This window comes from Bradyrhizobium sp. UFLA06-24 (genome assembly GCF_054967145.1).
This window is the reverse complement of sequence record NZ_JADFUE010000004.1, coordinates 16220-36757: the sequence shown is the minus strand read 5'-3', so window position 1 is coordinate 36757 and position 20538 is coordinate 16220. Positions and strand designations below refer to the sequence as shown.

Genomic DNA, 20538 nt, shown 5'->3' with positions numbered 1-20538 from the left:
TCGCTGCACACGTCTGTTTGACCTTCCGGCCTTCACCATCTCGGATGAATGCGGAGCATCGCCGTTCGGGCCGTTTCGCGGCTGGCCTCTACCAGGCGTACCGCACCGCGCCCTTGCCGGCGTAGGAGCGCGTCATATTGGAGAACTCGCCCTCGAAGCTCGCGCCGACCGACCAGCCGCTGGACCATTTCACCTCGGCTGTTGCCGTGGTGAGGGCGGAGTCGCTGGCCTGGCGCGCGCCGTTGACGACGAACGCTGTGCCTGGCAGCGACTGGAACACGGCGCCGATGCTGCGGTCCGGGCTGAAGTCATGGGCCCAGGCCAAGCGGCCGCGCAGCGTCAGCATGGCGTCCTGCATTGCAAAAGACTCGTCGCTGCGCAGGCCGAGTTCGCTGCGAGTGTCGGTGACGCCCTTGGCCGCATAGGTCAGGGCAAAGGTGCGGGCTCCCGAGACGACGCTCTCCGCGTAGTTCGGCAGGTTGAAGGTCGTGACCTGGCCTGCGGCATAGGGCGTGACACCGATGCCACCGATCCAGGGCGCAACGAAGCGGTAGCCGCTTTCCACGCGCCCCGACCAGGCATTGGCGTTGAACTCCGCGCGCAGGTGGTCGACGCCCGTCGCCGTGACGATGCGGTCGGTGGTCACGTCCTGCCAGCCATAGGCCAGCGCGGCGGTGAGATAGGCCGGGCCGACGGTGTGGCGCGCGAAGGCGCCGGCCTGGAACAGATCCGAGCGGCCCCAGCCGAGGCCGTTGACGCTGAAACTGGTGCCGCCGCCGGCGAGTGCGAAGCCGGCGATGGTGTCCGGCGAGAAGCGGTAGTCGGCACCGACAGCCGTGCCGTAGATGCCGCTCGTCGTGTTGGCCGAGCCGAGCGCAGCGTTGCCGCTTGTGGTCTGCGAACCGCCGAAGCCCGCGGCCCAAACGCTCCAGCGCCGGTCGGAGGCAAGCTCTGCGGCTGCGGCCTTGCGCGGCATGCGGGCGAAGGCGTCGCGCGCATCGCCGGCACGCGCGGCGGAGGCGAGCGACGAGTTCTCCTCGGCGAACGGCACCGCGCCGCTGCTGCCGGCCGTGCTGCCGTCGCGGCCCGCGACGAACGGATCGGTCAGCAATCCCAGGAACTGGCTCATGGCGTCGAACGTGGTCTGCTGCGATCCTGTCGCGCTCTCGCCCGACAGCTGGGTCAGGTCGCTCGCAGAACGCCCGGCAAAGGCGACGTTGATGCCACCGTTGGCGTCGAAGAAGTTCTGCAGCGTGGCCGCGACTGCGCTCTGGTTGGCGTTGAGACCGGTCCGGGTGCCGTAGTCGAGCGCAAAATTCAGATAGGCGTGGCTGCTGTCATAGCTGAGGCTCGCGGCAACGCCGGCCGGCGCGCCCGTACTATCGAGGCTGGTGAATGTGCCGCTGACGCCACCCGCCGCGGACAGGATCGTGTATTGCTTCGCCACGGTGCCGCCGGTGGCGACGCTGATGCCGACCGCTCCGCCGAGCGCCGCGGTGCCGGTCACGTTGACCGACGAGGCGCCATTCGAATTGAGCGTCACCAGGTACAGCGCGCCCGACTGGAAGGCGAGGTTGCCCGCGATTGTCATCGCTGAGCCAGCCGGCCCGCTGCGGGGCAGCAATATGCCGCCGCTGGCAATCACGGCTTCGCCGACGGTGCCGCTGCCTGCGAGTGCGCCGCCAGCATTCACCGTTGTCAGGCTCGAGGATGCGATCGAGCCCTCGACCTGCAACACACCGCCATTGACCGTCGTGGCACCCGTATAAGTGTTGGCGCCCGACAGGGTCAGGGTGCCGGCACCCACCTTCACCAGCGAGCCGCCGACGCCACCCGCCGGATCGCCATCGAACCTGCCATCGGAAATGACCCCGCTGACCGTGGTCGAGAGGTTGTTGCCGCCGACGGTCAGCTCCTTTGCGCCGAGAAAATAGTTTCCGGCGCCCTCGATCGAGCCGGCCGTCATGCCGGCGGTGGCCAGCCCTGAGATGTCGATCAATCCATTCGCACTGGTGATGAAGCGCGCGGTTCCGCCGGTGGCAGCGCCGCTAAATCCGGTGCCGGCGCCGGCATTGGTGATGATCGTGGCGGCGTCCGCCGTGCTGCCGCCTCCAAAGACGACAGCGCTATTGAGGCTGAGAGGGGCGTTGTTGACGATGGTGGCATTGCCCGCGGTGCTGCTGTCGATAAAAATGACCTCGCCGGTGTTGTTGGCGATGGCGGCACTGCCGGCCGTGCTGCTGTCCTGGAACACGACCCGTCCCGCCCCAGGGGTGGCGTTATTCGTGATGGTGGCGTTGGCGCCACTGCTGGTATTCGAGAAAACAACACTACCGCTGCCGCTGTTGTTGATTGTGGCACTGCCGGCGGTGCTGTTGGTAAAGCCCGAACCAATGTCCACACCGAAGACCACCGCGCCGGCATTCGTGATGCTGGCGTGCCCGGCCGTGGCACTGTCCTGGAATTGGATGGTCCCGCTGCTGCTGTTCGTGATGGCCGCGTTGCCTGCCGTGCTCGTGGACTTGAAGACCAAGCTGTCGTTATTCAAAATGCGGGAGCTTCCGGCGGTGCTGCTGCTCGAAAAAAGAAAAACATCTCCGACGTTGATCGTGATGGTGGAATTACCGGCCGTGCTGCTGCCACTGAACTCGCCATGTCCGTTGATCGTGGCGTTCGCGGCCGTGCTGGTTCCATAAAAGAGCGTATAGCCGTTGATGGTGGCGCTTCCCGCACTGCTGGCGATATCGAAAATCAGTGTACCCCCGTTGATCGTGGCGCTGCCGCCATTGATCACGATACCGGCCCCGTCGAACATGAGGTCATGATTGTTGGTGAAGGTGTAGTTCGACGCGCCGGGGTTGAACGTGAGGCCCCCGATCGTCGTATCGCCTGCGAACGACAATGCCGTGGTGTTCGACGTGTTGAAGAACGCGGTGCCGGTGGGGACCGCGGCGGGAGTCCAGTTGGTCGCCGTGTTGAAATCGCCCGAGCCCGGATTGGTGAGCCACGTCGCGTCCTGCGCCTGCGCGCCGGTCGCTGAAAGGCACACCGTAGTGAACAACATCGTTGTGAGGGTCCGCAGGGAGCCGCCGCGAAACGCGGTCAGATCCGACCTGCAAAGCCGCCAGTTGCCTGAGACTCCAATTTGGGACGACGGTTTTGCCCCACCGAAATCATCCGAAACCAGTTTCATTATCCGACTCGATCCAGTTTCAATTTTTGGCTGCGAAACGCATGAGAAACCATGACCCGCGCACTCTGGTACCGATCGGATATTTACGCCTCAACCGTTCGGTTGAATGCGGCTGCCAAACCTTCGACCGAGTGTGAATCACCACCTTGTGTTGCCAAACCGCGACACTGGATATCTGACCGGGAGCCGCGTGACACGCGACGGCGCACAGCGGACCCAGCGCGGTCACCATGTATTGGGCAATACCTTCAGTCGCACCTCATATGAGGAACGAGCGAAGTGCTGAGCATTTGATAGCGAGGTGCGCGCCGCTGCTCGGCGCGCGCGGTGGCCGGAAATGAAAGCGCCTGTGATGCCCTCTTCTGACGAACCCGATGTTCTCGACTGCCTCGTCATCGGAGGCGGACCGGCCGGGCTCACCGCCGCGCTCTATCTGGCGCGCTATAAACGGTCGGTCGCGGTCTTCGATGCCGGACGCAGCCGGGCGGAATGGATCCCGAGGAGCCACAATTACCCGGGCTTCCCGTCCGGCATTTCCGGTCATGAGCTCCTTGGCCTGCTCAGGACCCAGGCGTCTTCCTACGAAATCTCGCTCGTCAATGCCCGCGTGGACAGTCTCGCCCGGGCCGGTGAGCTGTTCGAGGCGCGCTTCGAGGGCGGCACGGCAAGGGCGAGGAGCGTTCTTCTCGCCACCGGCATCATCGATGTCGAACCCGAGATCGACGGGCACGGCGAGGCCGTCCATCGCGGCCTGATCCGTTACTGTCCCGTTTGCGACGGCTACGAGGCGGCCGACAAGCGCATCGGCGTCTATGGCGCCGGCGGTGGCGCCGTGAACAAGGCCAAATTCCTGCGCAGCTATTCGCGTGACGTCGCTCTCGTTCTCTCCGGCGACGAGCCCCTCGACGAGGAGGATCTCCGCGCATCCGGCATCACGCTGATCCGCGCTCCCAATCGATTGCGCATCGACGAACGGAACATCGTCGCCCTGTGCGAGGGGAAAGAAATTGCGTTCGATGTGCTCTACCCCGCGCTCGGCTGCAAGGCGGGCTCGCCCCTTGCAACCGGCCTCGGCGCGACGTGCAATGATGTCGGATGTCTCGACGTGGACGAGCATCAGCAGACCACGGTGCCGGGCATCTATGCGGCGGGCGATGTCGTGTCAGATCTTCACCAGATCGCGGTCGGCACCGGCCACGCCGCGATCGCAGCCACCCACATCCACAAGACATTGCCGCCGAATCCGCGGTGAGAAGGGCGAGGTCGAGATGCGGGAAGGCCTGCGCGATTTTAGCGGGCGCGCGAGGCCGATCTGCTCAAACCGTCCGGTGCCTGTTGCGGGCTCCAATCAATTCCGCCACCAGCGGATTCGGATAACGGCGCTGCTGGGTAACGGCAAAGAACTGCTCCTTCAGCGCGTTCAGCCGCGCCCGCTCGACGAGCAAGCCCGAGCGCAGCTCATCGATCACGACGATCGAGGGCACCAACGTCACGCCGCTGCTCTCGCGAGCCATCAGGCGCAGCATCGCCATGTCGTCGACCTCGGCGGTGATGGTCGGACGGATACCGCTGCTGCCCATGAGCGCATCGAAAGCGGAACGCAGCGCGCTGCCGCGTCCCGGCAGCACCACCGGCGTATCTGCAAGATCATGCGGGAAGCGGAAGCGGGAGGGCTTTACCGGCTTGCGGCCGACCAGACTGACCCGCTGCTCGTCGATCAGCGTATTCTCGAAACTGCTGCTGGCATCCGGCGGCGCCGGATGGTTGGCGAGCACCAGGTCGAGCCTGTGTAAGTCCAGCAATTTCAGGAGATCGCCGAACAGGCCAGTGTGGATGATCAGTTCCACCTCGCTGCGACCGATCAGCGGTCGCAGAAACGCGATCTGGAAGTTGCGCGACAGCGTTGCAGCTGCGCCGACCCGCAACAGCTGGCGTCCGGGCCGCAGGCCCGACAGGGTCTCGATCAACTCGTGCCCGGACTTGAACACGCTGCCGGCGTAATCGAGCGCGATGCGGCCCGCTTCGGTCAGCTGCAGCGTGCGGCCGACCCGCTCGAACAGCTGTTGGCCGAGCTGCTCCTCCAGTGCTTTGACCTGAACCGACAGGGACGAGGGCGAAACGTTGAGCCGCTGCGCCGCACGGCTCATGCTGCCTTCGGTGGCGATGATCCAGAAATAGCGCAGATGATGGTAGTTCAGGTGCGGCATCTTGATCGTTCTATTTGAACTAACGATTGGGTTCAATAATTGAATTTTTCTTAAATAGCGGGACGCGCTACGCACTCGGCCGCCGGACCAACCCAGCCGAGATGCCATGATCAAGCTCCTGCCTTGCCTCGCCGCGCTGGCCCCGCTCACGCTCTGCGCGGTCAGCCTACTTCCATCGCGTGACAGCACCCCCGGTTTCGTCCGCGCCGCGATCGTTGCAGCGGCGGCTGCGCTTGGCTTCGCCGTCGCGGCGGGGCTCGCTTGCGCTCTTGACGGGGCCGGGCGATCAGCGCTGCTCGGCGGATATGGGCTCGGGCTCTCGCTCCACGTCGACGCGCTCGCCGCGACTCTCTGCGTGCTGGTCGGCTTCATCGGTCTCGTCGTCGTCAAGTACAGCCGCAACTATCTGGGCGGCGATCCCGGCCAGGTCAGGTTCATGCGCTCGCTTCTGCTTACGCTCGCCTCCGTTTTGACGCTGCTGATCTCCGGCAATCTGGTGCTCCTTCTGATGGCCTGGGTCGCCACGAGCGTCTCGCTCGGCAGGCTGCTGCTGTTCTACGACACGCGGCCCGCCGCGATCCGCGCATACCGCAAGAAGTTCGTCGTGAGCCGGCTCGGCGATGGCTGCCTCGCGCTTGCCGCCGTGCTGCTCTACCTCCATTTCGGCACACTCGAAATCGCCGATCTCGCGGCCGGGGCGCGCAGCAGCGCGGCGACAGGTTCGCCGGCAATCACGGCGGCGGCGCTGCTGATCGTGGCGACAGCCATGCTCAAATCCGCGCAATTGCCGCTGCATGGCTGGCTGATCGAGGTGATGGAGACGCCGACCCCGGTGTCGGCGCTGCTGCATGCCGGCATCATCAATGCCGGCGGCTTCCTGGTCCTGCGGCTCGGCGACGTGCTGCTGCTGGCGACGCCCGCGCTCGACGTGCTGGCCGTCGTCGGCGGCGCCACGGCGCTATTCGGCTCGCTGGTGATGCTGACGCAGACCTCGGTGAAGGTCCAATTGGCCTACTCGACTGTCGCCCAGATGGGATTCATGCTGCTGCAATGCGGCCTCGGCGCCTTCTCGGCTGCACTTTTGCATATTGTCGCGCATTCCCTCTACAAGGCGCACGCCTTCCTCTCCTCAGGCAGCATCATCGACCTCGCGCGTGCCTCCTGGACCCCCAGCCCGGGTGGTCAGCCCCATCCGGCGCGGCTGATCCTGGCACTTGCCGCGGTCGTGGGTCTGACGCTGCTGATGGGCTGGGCTCTCGGAGTGACCTTGCGCAGTAATCCCGCGCAGATCGCGCTCGGCTCTGTGCTGCTGATGGGGCTGGTGCATCTCATGGCCAATGCCATCGACGAGCGGCCAAACGTTTTCGTTGTCGTGCGCGGCGCCGCAACCGCCATCGCTCTCGCCGCGGTTTACTTCGCGCTCCAGGCCGCGACGGCCTGGCTCGTTGCGGGCAGCGTTCCGACCGGCCGCCCAGTCGATGGCGTTGCACCGATGCTGATCGCGATCCTGGCGGTGATCTCCTTTGCAGCCGTGACCCTGTTCCAGAACCAGATGATGCGCCGCGCCGACGCACGGTTCTGGATCGCTGCCTATGTGCATCTGCGCAACGGGCTCTACCTCAACACGCTCGCCAACCGCCTTGTCCTCGCGATGTGGCCGCAGGCTTCCACCCAACTCTCGACCAAACCCTGACGCCGAGATCATCATGATCCAGACTGCCCTTGCCATCCGGACCGCTTCGATCGACACCGATTCCGATATCCGGCTCGAAGAGCGCATCGAGGCCGCATGTGCGCGCGTCGCGCCGCTCTGGCCGCTCAAGCATTTCGTCGCCGTCAATCCATTCCTCGGCTTCACCGGGCAGAGCTTCGCGGCCACGGCCGCGACGTTCGAACGGGTGGTTCGTACTCGGATCCTGTTGCCGCGCGCCTTCTACCGGCAGGCGCTCGATAAAGGCCGCATCGACGATGCGGCGCTGGCGCAGGCGCTGCAACTCCACTCCGAGGCGGGTCTCGACCTCGATGGGCTCAGGCGGGCGCTTGGCTCGGACGCGCCGCCTGGTGCGCCGCCGGCCGTGGTGGCCACCGTTGCTGAAGTGCTGGACCGTCTCGCCGCCGGCGACCGCTATGTCTCGCTGGTGTCGTTCATGATCGACGAGATCTCCGCCTTCTGCGCCAGCTATTTCGACGAGGGCCAGGCAAACTGGCCGAATCCGGCGCGCAGGCTCAAGCCTTACACCGCGTGGCGCACCCTCGCGATCTACGATCGCAATCCGGAGGTGATGGGAATTGCCGGCTTCCGCAAAACGGTGGCGGCGCTTCCTCCCGATCCCGTCCAGGCAATCGCAGTCATCGTCGAGCGGCTCGGCATTCCCGCGCGCGCGGTGGAGGATTATCTCGTGCGCGCGCTGTTCGACCTCAATTGGTCGGCTTACGCCCGTTATGTTGGATGGAGCGCTCAGCTCGAAGGCCGGCGCGACGATACGCTGGTCGAGCTGCTCGCGATCCGGCTGGCCTGGGGTTTTGCGCTGTTCGAGGCCAGGACCGATGCGGCTTTCAGGGCGGCCTGGGCCGAGGCCATGGACGAAGCCGCAAAGCTGCCGGTCGATCATCGACTCGACGAGAGGCCTGAACTTGCCGTCGATGTCATCCTGCAGGAGGCGTACGAGATCGTGTTTCGCCGTAACCTCGTGGGGCAACTCGCGGCCAATGCTTCGGCCCAACGAGCAGCGCGGCCCGCCGTTCGGCCAGCAGTGCAAGCGGCATTCTGCATCGACGTGCGCTCGGAGATCTTCAGGCGCGCGCTCGAGACGGCCTGCCCCGAGGCGGAAACGATCGGCTTTGCCGGCTTCTTCGGCTTTCCGATCGAGTATGTTCCGATCGGTCACCTCCGCGGCGGGGCGCAATGTCCGGTGCTGCTCAAGCCCGCCTTCATCATTTGCGAGACGGTCAAGGATGCCGATGCCGTCGAGGAAGCCGAAGTGCTCGGCTTGCGGTTGCTGCGCCGGCGAGTTGCAAAGGCCTTCAAATCGTTCAAGGTCTCGGCGGTGTCCTCCTTCTCCTACGTCGAGACGGCGGGCCTCGGTTTTGCCGCCAAGATCGCGACCGACAGCGCAGGGGTGACCCGGCCGGTGCCGTCGCCCGTCATCGACGGCCTTGATCCTGATATCGCCGCCCGGGTCAGCCCGCGGATTGCTCCGGGCAAGCTGGAAGGCCGCCCCACCGGGTTTGCAGGAACCCAGGCCGTCGACATGGCCGAGGCGGTGTTGAAGGCGATGTCCCTCACCGGGCCTTTCGCGCGGCTCGTGCTGCTGGCCGGCCATGGCAGCAGCACGACCAACAACCCGCATGCTTCGGGGCTGGACTGCGGCGCTTGCGGCGGCCACACCGGCGAGGCCAATGCACGCGTCGCGGCGGCAATCCTGAACGATGCCGGTGTGCGCGAAGGGTTGCGCAAACGCGGCATCGACATTCCCGCCGATTGCTGGTTTGTCGGCGCGCTGCACGACACCACGACCGATGACGTGAAGCTCTTTGACGAGCAGGATGTGCCCGCCGGTCTCGCGGCCGATCTGGCGCGGCTCAAAACGGCTCTGGCACAGGCCGCGCATCTGGCAAGGCTCGAACGCCGCGCGTTGCTCGGCATCAAGGATGCCGTCAGCGTCGACGACGCGATCAAAGCCCGCAGTCGTGACTGGTCGCAGGTTCGGCCCGAATGGGGCCTCGCCGGCAACGCTGCCTTCATCGCCGCCCCGCGCAGCGTCACGCGCGGTCTCGATCTGTCCGGGCGCGCCTTCCTGCACTCCTACATGCACGAGCAGGACCGGGACTGTCGTGTGCTGGAGCTGATCATGACGGCGCCGATGGTGGTCGCGAGCTGGATCAATCTGCAATATTACGGCTCGACCGTGAACAATTCGGCGTTCGGCAGCGGCAACAAGGTGCTGCACAACATCGTCGGCCAGCTTGGGGTGCTCGAGGGTAATGCAGGCGATCTCCGGGTCGGACTGCCGTGGCAGTCCGTTCATGACGGAAAGCGCTTCATCCACGAGCCGGTTCGTCTCAACGTCTTCATCGCGGCGCCGGAGGCCGCGATGGACGATGTTCTGCGTCGGCATCCCGGGGTCTGCGATCTCGTCGTCAACGGCTGGGTCATGCTGCATTCGCTCGGCGACAGTCAGGAGACTATCCGCCGCTGCGTGGAGCCCGGCGTCTGGACAGAGGTTCAAGGTGTTCTGCCCCCGTTGGGGCGGCCACTCCTCGGTGATCCAAATCCATAATGAACGAGTTGAGAAACCAAAATCACTGTCCAATCAAACGCCGGTCATGACCGATGAGCAAATGCCGCCATCCCCGCGGCCGACTGGCGAACGGGGGCGCCGCTGCCCCAACTGCGCAGGCCTTTTCCGTCTCTCCCATTCGTTCCTCGACCCAATAAAGGGAAACACGGTTCGACTTTATCGGTGCGCCTGCGGCGAACACATCTGGGATGATTGAGCGGGAGCGCTGCGAACGTCTGTTTCCTCCCATCGGCGAGGGTCCGTCGGCGCTCTCCGCTCCGAGGTCGATCTCGGCCGTCAACACGTTGCGATGGCATCCGTCCCCATCGCTAGGGACAGACAACGGCGCCCGCCTTCGTTAGTCTTGCCCGAAAGCCAGGAGAGACCCGGAGGAGCCCGCCTTGAGCACCGCGCCGCGCATCGACATCGACCCCGTCGCGTTCTGGGCCGACCCCTATCCGATGCTCGCCAAGATGCGCAAGGAAGCGCCGATCGCGTTCGTGCCGCAGCTCGGCTCGACGCTGTTGGCGAGCCGCGACGACATCTCGATCTCCGAGAAGCAGATCGACGTGTTCTCTTCCCACCAGCCCGCCGGCCTGATGAACCGGCTGATGGGCCACAACATGATGCGCAAGGACGGCGAGGCGCATCAGCTCGAGCGGCGCGCGATGTTTCCGACGGTGTCGCCGAAGACGGTGAAGGCGCACTGGACGGCGCTGTTCCAGGCCCATGCCGACCGCATCCTCGATGCGATCGCGCCGGGGCGGATCGATCTCATGCGCGACTTCGCGCTGCCATTCTCCGGCGAGTGCCTGAAGTCGATCACCGGCCTCACCAATATCGGCTTCGCGGACATGGACGCGTGGTCGCAAGGAATGATCGAGGGCATCGCCAATTACGGCGGTGATCCCGCGATCGAGGCGCGCTGCCATGCCGCGACCTCGGGCATCGATGCCGCCATCGACGACATCCTGCCGGTCATGAGGAAAAACCCGGACCAAAGCATTCTCGGTGTGCTCCTTGCCTCCGGCATGCCGATGGAGAGCGTGCGTGCCAACGTCAAGCTCGCGATCTCAGGCGGCCAGAACGAGCCGCGCAAGGCGATCGCCGGCACGGTGTGGGCGCTGCTGACGCATCCCGCGCAGCTCGATCTCGTGCGCAGGGGCGAGGTGACGTGGCTTGCGGCGTTCGAGGAATATGCCCGCTGGATCTCGCCGATCGGCATGTCGCCGCGGCGCATCGCCAAGCCCTGGACCATTCGCGATGTCTCCTTCGAGCTCGATGAGCGCGTGTTCCTGATGTTCGGTTCTGCCAACCGCGACGAGAAGCATTTCGAGCGCGCCGACGAATTCGACGTGCGGCGCGACACCTCCAGGAGCGTTGCCTTCGGCGCCGGCCCGCATTTCTGCGCCGGAGCCTTCGCCTCGCGGGCGATGATCGCCGACGTCGCGCTGCCGACATTGTTCGCCCGTGCCAGGAAACTCGAGATCGCCGACGATGAGCCGATCCGGATCGGCGGCTGGGCGTTCCGCGGGCTGCAGAACCTGCCGGTGAGGTGGCACTGACTTTCAACGCACCCTCGCCACAAAGACAGTCTCACATCCGTGTGCGGAAAGAATCTCCCTGCATTCCTCGCCAGGGTCGAAAGATTAATCATGCGCATCGCACGAGGCGCAGTGCTCGCATCGCTATTTTTCCGCGCGTCTCGACACGCCCGATAAGCCGCACCATCATTCCCGACGCGAATGAATGACGGCCACGAGCGGCCGGGAGTGTGGAATGCAGCGTCGGGACTTTCTGAAACTTTCGATGGGCACCGCGGCGGTTGCCGCGTTCGCATCGCATGCGAATGCGCAAGGCGAGGTGAAGCAAATTCGTATCGGTTACCAGAAGACTGGCGTGCTGGTGATCGCGCGCCAGCAGGCCGTTCTGGAAAAACATTTCACGCCCCAAGGCATCGACGTGAAGTGGATCGAGTTCTCCTCGGGGCCGCCGATGATGGAAGCGATGAACGTCGGTAGCGTCGATTTCGGTGCGGTCGGCGACTCCCCGCCGGTGTTCGCGCAGGCCGCGGGAGCTGCGATCGTCTATGCCGCGGGCCAGCCGATCACCAACGGGCAGGGCATCCTGGTGCCGAAGGAGTCGCCGATCCGCAGCATCGCCGACCTGAAGGGCAAGCGCATCGGCTTCACCAAGGGCTCCAGCGCGCACAACGTCGTGGTGCAGACGCTCGAGCAGGCGGGCCTCATCTATGCCGACATCACGCCGGTCTATCTGACGCCGCCCGATGCGGGCCCCGCCTTTGCCAATGGCAGCATCGAGGCCTGGGCGATCTGGGACCCCTATTTCGCCATCGGCGAAACCAGGCAGAACGGCCGCATCCTGATCAATGCGCGCGAGGTCACCAAGACAAATTCGTTCTACATCGCCAACCGCGATTTCGCGAGGAATCATGGAACGATCCTGCAGCAGATCGTCGACGTCACGACGGCCGCGGGCAGATGGGCCGAACAGCACCGTGACGAGGTCGCCAGATCGCTCGCCGCGATCACCGGGGTCCCGCTGGATATCCAGACGGTCGCGGCCAATCGCGCGAACTTCGTGGTCGGTCCCGTCACCGACGATATCGTGGCGACTCAGCAAGGCGTCGCCGACCGCTTCTACAAGATCGGGCTGATCCCGAAGCCGATCGTCGTCCGCGACATCGTCTGGCGCAGCACGGCGATCTGATCGTGCCGACCAATCTCCCCGTTTCGAAAGGTCTGAACATGAGACGCATCATTCAGGGCCTGATTGCGGCCATCGTGCTGTCAATCGGCATCGTCGCCGCCGCGGTCGGCACCTCCTACGGCCAGGACAAGGTGGTCCGCATCGGCTACCAGAAATACGGCAAGCTCGTGCTGCTCAAGAGCAAGGGAACGCTGGAGCCGAAGCTCGCTGCCGACGGCTACAAGGTGGTGTGGACCGAATTCCCGTCTGGTCCGCCGCTGCTCGAAGCGCTCAATGTCGGCGCGATCGATTTCGGCAACACCGGCGAAGCTCCGCCGATCTTCGCGCAGGCCGCCGGCGCGCCGATCCAGTATGTCGCCTACGAGCCGGCGGCGCCGAAGGGCGAGGCAATCCTGGTGCCGAACGCCAGCCCGCTGAAGTCGGTCGCCGATCTCAAGGGCAAGAAGGTCGCGCTGAACAAGGGTTCCAACGTCCACTACCTCCTGGTCAAGGCGCTGGAGAAGGCAGGCGTGAAATATGCCGAGATCGAGCCCGTCTTCCTCGCGCCCGCCGATGCGCGCGCCGCCTTCGAGCGCGGCGCGGTCGATGCCTGGGTGACTTGGGATCCGTTCCAGGCCGCAGCGGAAGCCGCGACCGGCGCGCGCACGCTCGCGGATGGCACCAACACCGTCGCCAACTACCAGTTCTATTTCTCTTCGAAGAAATTCCTCGATGCCAATGCGAAGGTTGTCGACGCCGTGCTCGCCGAACTGAGCGCCGTCGACGATTGGGCCAAGGGCGACATCCATGCCGTGGCCGAGCGGCTCGCGCCCTCGATCGGCTTGTCGGTTCCGGTGGTCGAGGTCGCCTTGAGGCGGCAGGCCTATGGCATCAAGCCAGTCAGCGAAGCCGTGATCGCCGATCAACAACAGGTCGCAGACGCGTTCTTCGCGCTGGGCCTGATCCCCAAAGCCATCAAGATTGCCGACGTAGCGCGTAAGTCAGGATCGTGAGCATAGTCATGAGCAAGCAAAGCAACACCAACATTCTCTGGTTCCTGCCGACGCACGGCGACGGTCGCTATCTCGGCACCGGCATCGGCGGCCGCGAGGTCAATTTCAACTATCTCCGCCAGATCGCGCAGGCCGCCGATCAACTCGGTTATTTCGGCGTGCTGATACCGACCGGGCGGTCCTGCGAAGATTCCTGGATCGTCGCGTCCGCGGTGGCGCCGTTCACCGAGCGGCTGCGCTATCTCGTCGCCGTTCGCCCCGGGCTGCAATCCCCCAGCGTTGCGGCGCGCATGACCGCGACGCTGGATCGCGTCACGGGCGGCCGGCTGCTCGTCAATGTCGTTACCGGCGGCGATCCCGTCGAGAACAAGGGCGACGGCGTTTTCCTGGGTCATGACGAGCGCTACGAGGTGACCCGCGAGTTCTTGGGCGTCTATAGCGATCTGCTCGCCGGCAAGACCGTCAATGTCGAGGGCAAGCACATCCGCATCGAAGGCGGCAAGTTGCTGTTTCATCCCGTGCAATCGCCGCGGCCGCCGCTCTATTTCGGCGGCTCCTCGGATGCCGGCATCGACGTCGCGGTCGACACCGTCGACAAATATCTCACCTGGGGTGAGCCGCCGGCGCTGGTCGCCGAGAAGATCGCGAAGGTGAGAGACGTCGCCGGCTCACGCGGCCGCAAGTTGTCGTTCGGCATCCGTCTTCACGTGATCGTCCGCGAGACCAATGAAGCGGCCTGGCGCGCCGCTGACGAGCTGATCAAGCATGTCAGCGACGAGACCATCGCGGCCGCGCAGCAGAACTTCGCGCGCATGGATTCGGTCGGTCAGCAGCGCATGGCGCAGCTCCATGGCGGCAAGCGCGACAAGCTCGAGATCGCGCCGAACCTCTGGGCCGGTGTCGGCCTCGTGCGCGGCGGCGCCGGCACGGCACTGGTCGGCGATCCCCCGACGGTCGCGGCGCGCATCAGGGAGTATCAGGACGTCGGCATCGACACCTTCATCCTGTCCGGCTACCCGCATCTGGAGGAAGCCTATCGCTTCGCCGAGTTGGTCTTCCCGCTGCTCTCGCTGGAGCAGCCGAGCAACGTGACCAGACTGCACTTCAACGGCGGCCCGTTCGGCGAGACTGTCGGCAGCGACTACCGTCCGCAGCATCGAGTGTCGCAATCATGAGCCTCATCGACGGCGTCTCCCTCCCGCGTAAGTTCCGCTTGCCGCGCGTGGATGGCCTGGTGCAGTGGATCGTTCCGCTCGCCATCATCGCGATCTGGCAAGCGGCCTGCGTCACCGGTCTCGTGCCGGTGCGCGTCCTGCCGGCGCCGAGCGATGTCGCACTGGCGGGTTGGAAACTGCTGCTCTCCGGCGAGCTCGTCCGCAACATCTGGGTCTCGTTCTGGCGTGCCTCGATCGGCTTTTTGATCGGCGGCAGCATCGGCTTCGCCTTCGGACTCGCCAATGGCCTGTCGCAGCTCTCGGCCACGCTCACTGACACCACCCTGCAGATGGTGCGCAACGTGCCGCATCTGGCGTTGATACCGCTGGTGATCCTGTGGTTCGGCATCGACGAGAGCGCGAAGCTGTTCCTCGTCGCGCTCGGGGTCTTCTTCCCGATCTATCTCAACACGCTGCACGGCATCCGTACCGTCGATCCGCAGCTGATCGAGATGGGACGCATCTACGGCATGAGCGATGGCGAGCTGTTTCGCCGCGTGATCTTCCCCGGCGCATTGCCGTCGATCTTCGTCGGCATCCGCTTCGCGCTCGGCATCATGTGGCTGACGCTGATCGTGGCTGAGACCATCGCGGCATCCTCGGGGCTCGGCTACATGGCGATGCAGGCCCGCGAATTCATGCTGATCGACGTCGTCGTGCTGTCGATCCTGATCTACGCGCTGCTTGGCAAGCTCGCCGACAGCGCCTCCCGCGTGCTGGAGCGGGCGACGCTCGCCTGGCACCCCGCCTTCCAGAAACGTTGAGAGTGACAATGCAGACAGCGCTTCGTACAGCCTTTTCCAACAGCGAACTCGCCCGCCCCGCCAATTTCGTACCCCATGCCCGCGTGGCGGAGCGGCCGGTTCACACCAGCGGCCTGCCGCTCAGCATCCGCGGCTTGCGTAAATCCTTCGGCGACAATGAGGTGCTGCGCGGCATCGATTTGCACATCCCGGCCGGCCAGTTTGTCGCGATCGTCGGCAAGAGCGGCTGCGGCAAGAGCACGCTGCTGCGCCTCATCGCCGGCCTCGAAAAGATTGACGCCGGCGACATCAACTTCGGCGACGAAGTCCAGGCGGAAGACATCCGCGTGATGTTTCAGGAGCCGCGGCTGTTGCCTTGGGCGCGGGTGCTCGCCAATGTCGAGGTCGGTCTCGGCCGCGACCGTGCCTCCGGTGACGCGCAATCGCGCGCGGACAAAGCGCTTGCCGAAGTGGGCCTCGCCGACAAGCGCGAGCAGTGGCCGTCGGTGCTGTCGGGCGGCCAGAAGCAGCGCGTCGCGCTCGCTCGCGCGTTGGTCTCCCGGCCGCGCGTGCTCGCCTTCGACGAGCCGCTCGGTGCGCTGGATGCATTGACCCGGATCTCGATGCAGCGGCTCCTGGAGCGGGTCTGGCGCGACCAGGGCTTTACCGCGATCCTGGTGACCCACGATGTCTCCGAGGCGGTCGCGCTGGCCGATCGGGTGCTCGTGATCGACCAAGGCCGGATCGCCCATGATATCGTGGTCAACCAGGGCAGGCCGCGCGAACGCGGCTCCGCCGAGCTCGCCGCCCTCGAAGCCTCGATCCTGGGGCATCTCTTGTCGGCGGACGATCGTGACTAGGCAAAGAAATGTCAGCGGAGGCCGTGGGGGAGTCTGTCGCCGGCAGCCGATCCCATGATGCCATCATGCCCCTGTTTTGCCCGACGGGTCAATAAAAATTCGAAAAAAGAGAAATATGATGTTTGTCGGTGACGTTGGCTACTGTGCATGGGGTTGTTTTCGCGATTTCGTCGTGTGGCAGCTCGGGCCCTGGATTGGCGCGGGCACTTTCGTCGGCGGACGATCGTACCTAAATACAGCGGACCCCGCTTCGGGGAGCATGCCATGAATCTAGTCCCTCGCGAGCTCATGACCGAAACTGCCGTCTCCTCCGCCGATTTCCGCGGCGCCATGCGCCACCTCACCGGCGGGGTCAGCATCATCACCGCCGGACGGGGCAAGGACATTACCGGCATGACGGTGACCTCGGTCACCTCGCTGTCGATCGAGCCGCCGACGCTGCTGGTCAGCATCAACCGCGATGCCTCGTCCTTCCCGCTGATCCGCCGCTACGGTGCGTTCGGCGTGAACATCCTCGCCGCCGATCAGCTCGACGTCGCCGAGCGCTTTGCCGGCAGGGGTGGCCTGAAGGGGGCGGATCGTTTCGCGGGCAGCCAGTGGGTCACGGCCGTCTCCGGCGTGCCGCTGCTGGTCGGCGCCTTGTCCGCGGCCGATTGCGAGGTCGAGGACATCGTCGAGCGGCACTCGCATGGCATCGTCATTGGCCGCGTCAGGACTATCAACAACTCGGCCCGCACCGCCGCGCTCGCCTATTGGCACGGCCAGTATGTGGCGGTGGATCGGGACGAAGACGCCGCAAGGCTCGCCGATGTCAGCCTTCCCGCGCGCAGCCGCCGCGGCGTTTGACCGCCTCAGGCCGGCGCAGGCTGGCCTTTTTCGCATCATCGCTCTAGAAGCGCCTCGAGCCGTCCCGCCGGGACGGCAATGGAGCGGAACGATGAAGCGCGTCGGGACCTGGGCCTTCTATGCCGTCGGCGCGCTGGCGATTGCCTATCTCGCGCTCTACGCCTATGCGATGTTCCGCGGCCAGCCATTCGTGCCCGGCGATCCCATCCACATCTTCCGCAAGCCAGATGCGCCGAGCTATTCGTAGACGCTGGAAGTTTCGTTCGCGCATCTGCAGGGCTAACCCACCCTATGCAGCGAGGTGTGCCCTTCAGCCCTTTAGAATCGCCAGCGCCAGCGCCTGCGCGCGCGGGACGATGCTGTCGAGCTCCAGATATTCCTCCGGCGTGTGCGCGAGCCCACCGACCGGCCCGAGACCGCAAATGGTCGGCGTGCCCACGGCGGCGGTGAAGCCGGAATCGGCGCAGCCGCCGGAGAACTCGCCCTGGAGCGTGGTGAGGCCAACCTGCCTTGCGGCGGCCTGATAGCCCTCGAACAGCGCCTTCGAGGCCTCGCTCTGCACCACCGGCACGAACTCGCCCTTGATCGTCAGCGTCGCACTGGTGCCCGGCACGTAAGAGGACGCGACGATCTTCTCGATCGCGGCCATCACCCGCGCGCGGTCGGCCGGATCGACATACCGCATGTCGATCTGGCCTTCGGCGTAAGGCGCCGTCGTGTTGACGGACTGCCCGCCCGAGACGAGGCCGACATTGAGCGTGATGCCCTTGTCGAGATCGGTCAGCGCGTGGATCTGAACGATCTTGTGCGCGAGCTCGCCGATCGCGCTGACGCCCGCGGCAAAGTTCGCGCCGGAATGCGCCGCCTTGCCGGTGATGGCCAGATGCATGAAGATTCCGCCCTTGCGCCCGGTGACGACGTTGCCCGTGGGGCGGCCCGGTTCGGAATTGAAGACGGCGCGGGCAGAGCGCCCTTCGCGCTCGATCACGGGTCGCGACGACGGCGAGCCGATCTCCTCGTCCGACGTGATCAGCACCTTGATCGGATGCGGCGAACCGCCGAATTTGTGGAAGGCGGTTGCCACGAAAACGTTCATGACGAGGCCGGACTTCATGTCGGCGACTCCGGGTCCGTAAGCGCGACCATCCCGGATCGTGAAGGGGCGGCGCTTGGCTTCATCTTTGCCGAACACTGTGTCGCGATGCCCCATCAACAGCACCGGCTTTTCGTTGCTGCCGGGTTTTGCCACTTCGGCATGGATCGCGTCGCCGAACGTGGCGTTGGCCTCGCGCCGGAACGGGATGCCGTGCTCGGTAAAATGCCGCTCGAACCGCGCACCGACCGCATCGACGCCTTCCTTGTCATAGGACCCGGAATCGATGTTCACGACGTCACGGAGCAGATCGATCATCGCCTGCTTCTGCGACGCCAGCCAATCCGTGATCTGAGCTTCAGACATGTGCTTCCTCGCGTGGTTCTCGCGAGCGGTTATAGGGCCTGGAGCGGCGATGACCTAGTCGCGAGATGCGGTCCGGCCATGTGTTCGCTCCCTGCGGGGTACCATTTGCCAAAACAAAATGCCCGGGATTGAGCCCCGGGCATTTTCATCGTCACTTTTGCTGGAGCCCTACGCCCCGATCATCGGCAGCCGCGAATGTTCGCCCGGCCCTCCCGCCGGCGTGATCGGGATGCCGCCGTCGGCGTATTCGTTGAGCTTGTTGCGCAGCGTGCGGATCGAAATCCCCAGGATGTTGGCGGCATGGGTGCGATTGCCGAGACAATGCTTGAGCGTCTCCAGAATCAGATCGCGTTCGACATCGGCGACAGTGCGCCCCACCAGAGCCCGGGTCACCTGCTCGGCGGCCATGGTCGCGTGCGCCACGGCCGGCGGCGTCTTGGCGAGGTCGAGGCGATCGCCGTCCGGGGTGAGGATCGCATCGGGGCCGATCTCGTCGCCCTGCGCCATCAGCACGGCGCGGTGCATGGTGTTTTCGAGCTCGCGGACGTTGCCCTGCCAGCGGTTGGTGGAGAGCACGCGGCGGGCTTCCGCAGAGATCGGACGCAGCGGCACGCCGTTGGCTTCCGCATATTTCTTCACGAAGTGCTGGGCGAGCTCCAGGATGTCGGCGGGGCGCTCGCGCAGCGGCGGGATCTTCAGGTTCACGACGTTGAGGCGGAACAAGAGGTCTTCGCGGAACGTGCCTTCGCGCACGGCATCCGCCAGATTGCGGTTCGACGTTGCGATGATGCGGATGTCGACCGGGACCGGCTTGGTGCCGCCGACGCGGTCGATCACGCGCTCCTGGATGGCCCGGAGCAGCTTCGACTGCAGACGAACGTCCATCTCGGAGATTTCGTCCAGCAGCAGCGTGCCGCCGGTCGCCTCCTCGAACTTGCCGATGCGGCGGGCGATTGCGCCGGTGAAGGCGCCCTTCTCGTGGCCGAACAGCTCGGATTCAAGCAGATGCTCGGGGATCGCGGCGCAGTTGATCGAGATGAACGGGCGCTTGGCACGGGCCGAACGGGAGTGGACGTAGCGCGCCAGCACCTCCTTGCCCGTGCCGGATTCGCCGGTGATCATCACCGAAGCGTCGGAGCCTGCGATCTGCTGGGCCAGCTTGATCACGCGCGCCATGGCGTCGTCGCGATAGACCAGTTCGCGGGAATCGTTGGCGACGGCGGCGAGAACCGCGGCGATCAGCTCCGGGTCCGGCGGCAGCGGGATGTATTCCTTGGCGCCGGCGTGGATCGCGGCGACGGCGGCGCGGGCGTCGTTGGTGATGCCGCAGGCGACGATCGGGGCGTGGATGTGCTCGGCCTCGAGCCGCATCACGAGATCGCGGATGTCGAGGGCGACGTCGACCAGCAGCAGGTCGGCGCCCTTGCCGCCGCGCAGCACGCGCATCGCCTGCTCGTGATCCTCTGCGTGGGTCACGGTGGCGCCGTTGTCCATCGCGATCTTGGTGGCGGTGGTGAGCTGGCCCTTCAATGTGCCAACGATGAGAAGCCGCATGTCAGTCTCCTGTCCGTCTGGTCGCGCTGTGGCGCGTCATTCGCTTTGCGTGCATGATCCGGAAAAGTGCGAAGCGGTTTTCCGACAAGATCATGCTTGGAAAAAAACTTTAGCCGCGTTCCGTCCTGATGATTTCCGTCATGGTGACGCCGAGCTTGTCCTCGACCAGCACCACCTCGCCGCGGGCGACGAGCTTGTTGTTGACGTAGATGTCGATGGCCTCGCCGACGCGACGGTCGAGCTCGAGCACGGTGCCGGGCCCGAGCTTGAGGAGCTCGCCGACATCCATCTTGGAGCGGCCGAGCACCGCCGAGACCTGCACCGGCACGTCGAAGACGGCCTCGAGGTCTGCGGCGACACGCGCTGCATATTCGTCCTCGTTGTAGCCGACGTCGGCGCCGGTGGGCGGCAACGGGCCGTTGAGATCGGGCAGCGGGACCTGTCCGTCGGTGTCGCTCAT

The 20538-nt window shown here is 65.2% G+C and carries 18 protein-coding genes; 13 read left to right on the top strand and 5 right to left on the bottom strand.

Features of this window, described 5'->3' with window-relative positions; all coding sequences use genetic code 11:
• Nucleotides 1-88: 88 nt before the first annotated feature.
• A complete protein-coding gene (locus IF809_RS05345) occupies nt 89-1999 on the bottom strand; it encodes an autotransporter family protein (protein ID WP_462837031.1) in 1911 nt (636 codons plus the stop codon).
• Between IF809_RS05345 and IF809_RS05340 the strand changes: the two genes are divergently transcribed.
• The 3 genes from IF809_RS05340 (at nt 1965) to IF809_RS05330 (ending at nt 4445) form a co-directional block, all read left to right on the top strand.
• Nucleotides 1965-2696 (top strand): hypothetical protein, encoded by a 732-nt coding sequence (locus IF809_RS05340; RefSeq protein WP_462837030.1) that lies wholly within the window; start codon nt 1965-1967, stop codon nt 2694-2696. The two genes, IF809_RS05345 and IF809_RS05340, sit on opposite strands and share 35 nt — an antisense overlap.
• A gap of 168 nt (nt 2697-2864) precedes the next feature.
• Entirely contained in the window at nt 2865-3248 is a 384-nt protein-coding gene (locus IF809_RS05335) for a hypothetical protein (protein WP_462837029.1), read from the top strand.
• Between the two features lie 297 nt (nt 3249-3545).
• On the top strand, nt 3546-4445 hold the full coding sequence (locus IF809_RS05330; protein ID WP_462837028.1) for an NAD(P)/FAD-dependent oxidoreductase: 900 nt from the start codon (nt 3546-3548) through the stop codon (nt 4443-4445).
• Nucleotides 4446-4509: 64 nt separating this feature from the next.
• On the opposite strand, the gene IF809_RS05325 is transcribed toward IF809_RS05330, so the two are convergent.
• On the bottom strand, nt 4510-5400 hold the full coding sequence (locus IF809_RS05325) for a LysR family transcriptional regulator (RefSeq protein ID WP_128964305.1): 891 nt from the start codon (nt 5398-5400) through the stop codon (nt 4510-4512).
• A gap of 106 nt (nt 5401-5506) precedes the next feature.
• Between IF809_RS05325 and IF809_RS05320 the strand changes: the two genes are divergently transcribed.
• The 10 genes from IF809_RS05320 (at nt 5507) to IF809_RS05275 (ending at nt 17312) form a co-directional block, all read left to right on the top strand.
• Nucleotides 5507-7093 carry an NADH-quinone oxidoreductase subunit L gene (locus IF809_RS05320; protein WP_462837027.1) on the top strand — a complete coding sequence of 529 codons (1587 nt, stop codon included), beginning with the start codon at nt 5507-5509 and terminating at the stop codon, nt 7091-7093.
• A 13-nt stretch (nt 7094-7106) separates the two neighbouring features.
• Nucleotides 7107-9680 carry a YbcC family protein gene (locus tag IF809_RS05315; protein WP_462837026.1) on the top strand — a complete coding sequence of 858 codons (2574 nt, stop codon included), beginning with the start codon at nt 7107-7109 and terminating at the stop codon, nt 9678-9680.
• 401 nt (nt 9681-10081) lie between these two features.
• A complete protein-coding gene (locus IF809_RS05310) occupies nt 10082-11245 on the top strand; it encodes a cytochrome P450 (protein WP_453982098.1) in 1164 nt (387 codons plus the stop codon).
• A 214-nt stretch (nt 11246-11459) separates the two neighbouring features.
• Complete coding sequence (locus tag IF809_RS05305) at nt 11460-12410, top strand: sulfonate ABC transporter substrate-binding protein (RefSeq protein ID WP_128964309.1); 951 nt, start codon at nt 11460-11462, stop codon at nt 12408-12410.
• A gap of 38 nt (nt 12411-12448) precedes the next feature.
• Entirely contained in the window at nt 12449-13402 is a 954-nt protein-coding gene (locus IF809_RS05300) for a sulfonate ABC transporter substrate-binding protein (RefSeq protein WP_462837025.1), read from the top strand.
• A gap of 8 nt (nt 13403-13410) precedes the next feature.
• Complete coding sequence (ssuD, locus tag IF809_RS05295; RefSeq protein ID WP_462837024.1) at nt 13411-14577, top strand: FMNH2-dependent alkanesulfonate monooxygenase; 1167 nt, start codon at nt 13411-13413, stop codon at nt 14575-14577.
• Complete coding sequence (locus tag IF809_RS05290) at nt 14574-15380, top strand: ABC transporter permease subunit (RefSeq protein WP_128964312.1); 807 nt, start codon at nt 14574-14576, stop codon at nt 15378-15380. Before ssuD ends, IF809_RS05290 begins: the two co-directional genes overlap by 4 nt.
• 8 nt (nt 15381-15388) lie before the next feature.
• Entirely contained in the window at nt 15389-16219 is an 831-nt protein-coding gene (locus IF809_RS05285; RefSeq protein WP_462837023.1) for an ATP-binding cassette domain-containing protein, read from the top strand.
• Nucleotides 16220-16483: 264 nt separating this feature from the next.
• Nucleotides 16484-17065, top strand: coding sequence for a flavin reductase family protein (locus IF809_RS05280; RefSeq protein WP_462837022.1), 582 nt, complete (start codon nt 16484-16486; stop codon nt 17063-17065).
• Between the two features lie 91 nt (nt 17066-17156).
• Nucleotides 17157-17312 carry a hypothetical protein gene (locus IF809_RS05275; protein ID WP_164938468.1) on the top strand — a complete coding sequence of 52 codons (156 nt, stop codon included), beginning with the start codon at nt 17157-17159 and terminating at the stop codon, nt 17310-17312.
• Nucleotides 17313-17375: 63 nt separating this feature from the next.
• Here IF809_RS05275 and IF809_RS05270 read toward each other — a convergent pair whose 3' ends face one another.
• The 3 genes from IF809_RS05270 to fliN all read right to left on the bottom strand — a co-directional run bounded on the left by IF809_RS05270 (nt 17376) and on the right by fliN (nt 20538).
• Complete coding sequence (locus IF809_RS05270; protein WP_462837021.1) at nt 17376-18524, bottom strand: M20 family metallopeptidase; 1149 nt, start codon at nt 18522-18524, stop codon at nt 17376-17378.
• Between the two features lie 168 nt (nt 18525-18692).
• Nucleotides 18693-20078, bottom strand: coding sequence for a sigma-54-dependent transcriptional regulator FlbD (flbD, locus tag IF809_RS05265; RefSeq protein ID WP_128964316.1), 1386 nt, complete (start codon nt 20076-20078; stop codon nt 18693-18695).
• A gap of 109 nt (nt 20079-20187) precedes the next feature.
• Complete coding sequence (fliN, locus tag IF809_RS05260) at nt 20188-20538, bottom strand: flagellar motor switch protein FliN (protein ID WP_092302896.1); 351 nt, start codon at nt 20536-20538, stop codon at nt 20188-20190.

Bases quoted from the DNA above. Each gene is read 5' to 3' on its own strand.
- ssuD (WP_462837024.1), top strand. From the start codon at position 13,411: ATGAGCAAGCAAAGCAACACCAACATTCTCTGGTTCCTGCCGACGCAC.
- IF809_RS05270 (WP_462837021.1), bottom strand. From the start codon at position 18,524: ATGTCTGAAGCTCAGATCACGGATTGGCTGGCGTCGCAGAAGCAGGCG.
- IF809_RS05325 (WP_128964305.1), bottom strand. From the start codon at position 5,400: ATGCCGCACCTGAACTACCATCATCTGCGCTATTTCTGGATCATCGCC.
- IF809_RS05305 (WP_128964309.1), top strand. From the start codon at position 11,460: ATGCAGCGTCGGGACTTTCTGAAACTTTCGATGGGCACCGCGGCGGTT.
- IF809_RS05300 (WP_462837025.1), top strand. From the start codon at position 12,449: ATGAGACGCATCATTCAGGGCCTGATTGCGGCCATCGTGCTGTCAATC.
- IF809_RS05285 (WP_462837023.1), top strand. From the start codon at position 15,389: ATGCAGACAGCGCTTCGTACAGCCTTTTCCAACAGCGAACTCGCCCGC.
- IF809_RS05320 (WP_462837027.1), top strand. From the start codon at position 5,507: ATGATCAAGCTCCTGCCTTGCCTCGCCGCGCTGGCCCCGCTCACGCTC.
- IF809_RS05280 (WP_462837022.1), top strand. From the start codon at position 16,484: ATGAATCTAGTCCCTCGCGAGCTCATGACCGAAACTGCCGTCTCCTCC.
- IF809_RS05315 (WP_462837026.1), top strand. From the start codon at position 7,107: ATGATCCAGACTGCCCTTGCCATCCGGACCGCTTCGATCGACACCGAT.
- IF809_RS05275 (WP_164938468.1), top strand. From the start codon at position 17,157: ATGAAGCGCGTCGGGACCTGGGCCTTCTATGCCGTCGGCGCGCTGGCG.
- IF809_RS05290 (WP_128964312.1), top strand. From the start codon at position 14,574: ATGAGCCTCATCGACGGCGTCTCCCTCCCGCGTAAGTTCCGCTTGCCG.
- fliN (WP_092302896.1), bottom strand. From the start codon at position 20,538: ATGAGCGACACCGACGGACAGGTCCCGCTGCCCGATCTCAACGGCCCG.
- IF809_RS05330 (WP_462837028.1), top strand. From the start codon at position 3,546: ATGCCCTCTTCTGACGAACCCGATGTTCTCGACTGCCTCGTCATCGGA.
- flbD (WP_128964316.1), bottom strand. From the start codon at position 20,078: ATGCGGCTTCTCATCGTTGGCACATTGAAGGGCCAGCTCACCACCGCC.
- IF809_RS05340 (WP_462837030.1), top strand. From the start codon at position 1,965: ATGCCGGCGGTGGCCAGCCCTGAGATGTCGATCAATCCATTCGCACTG.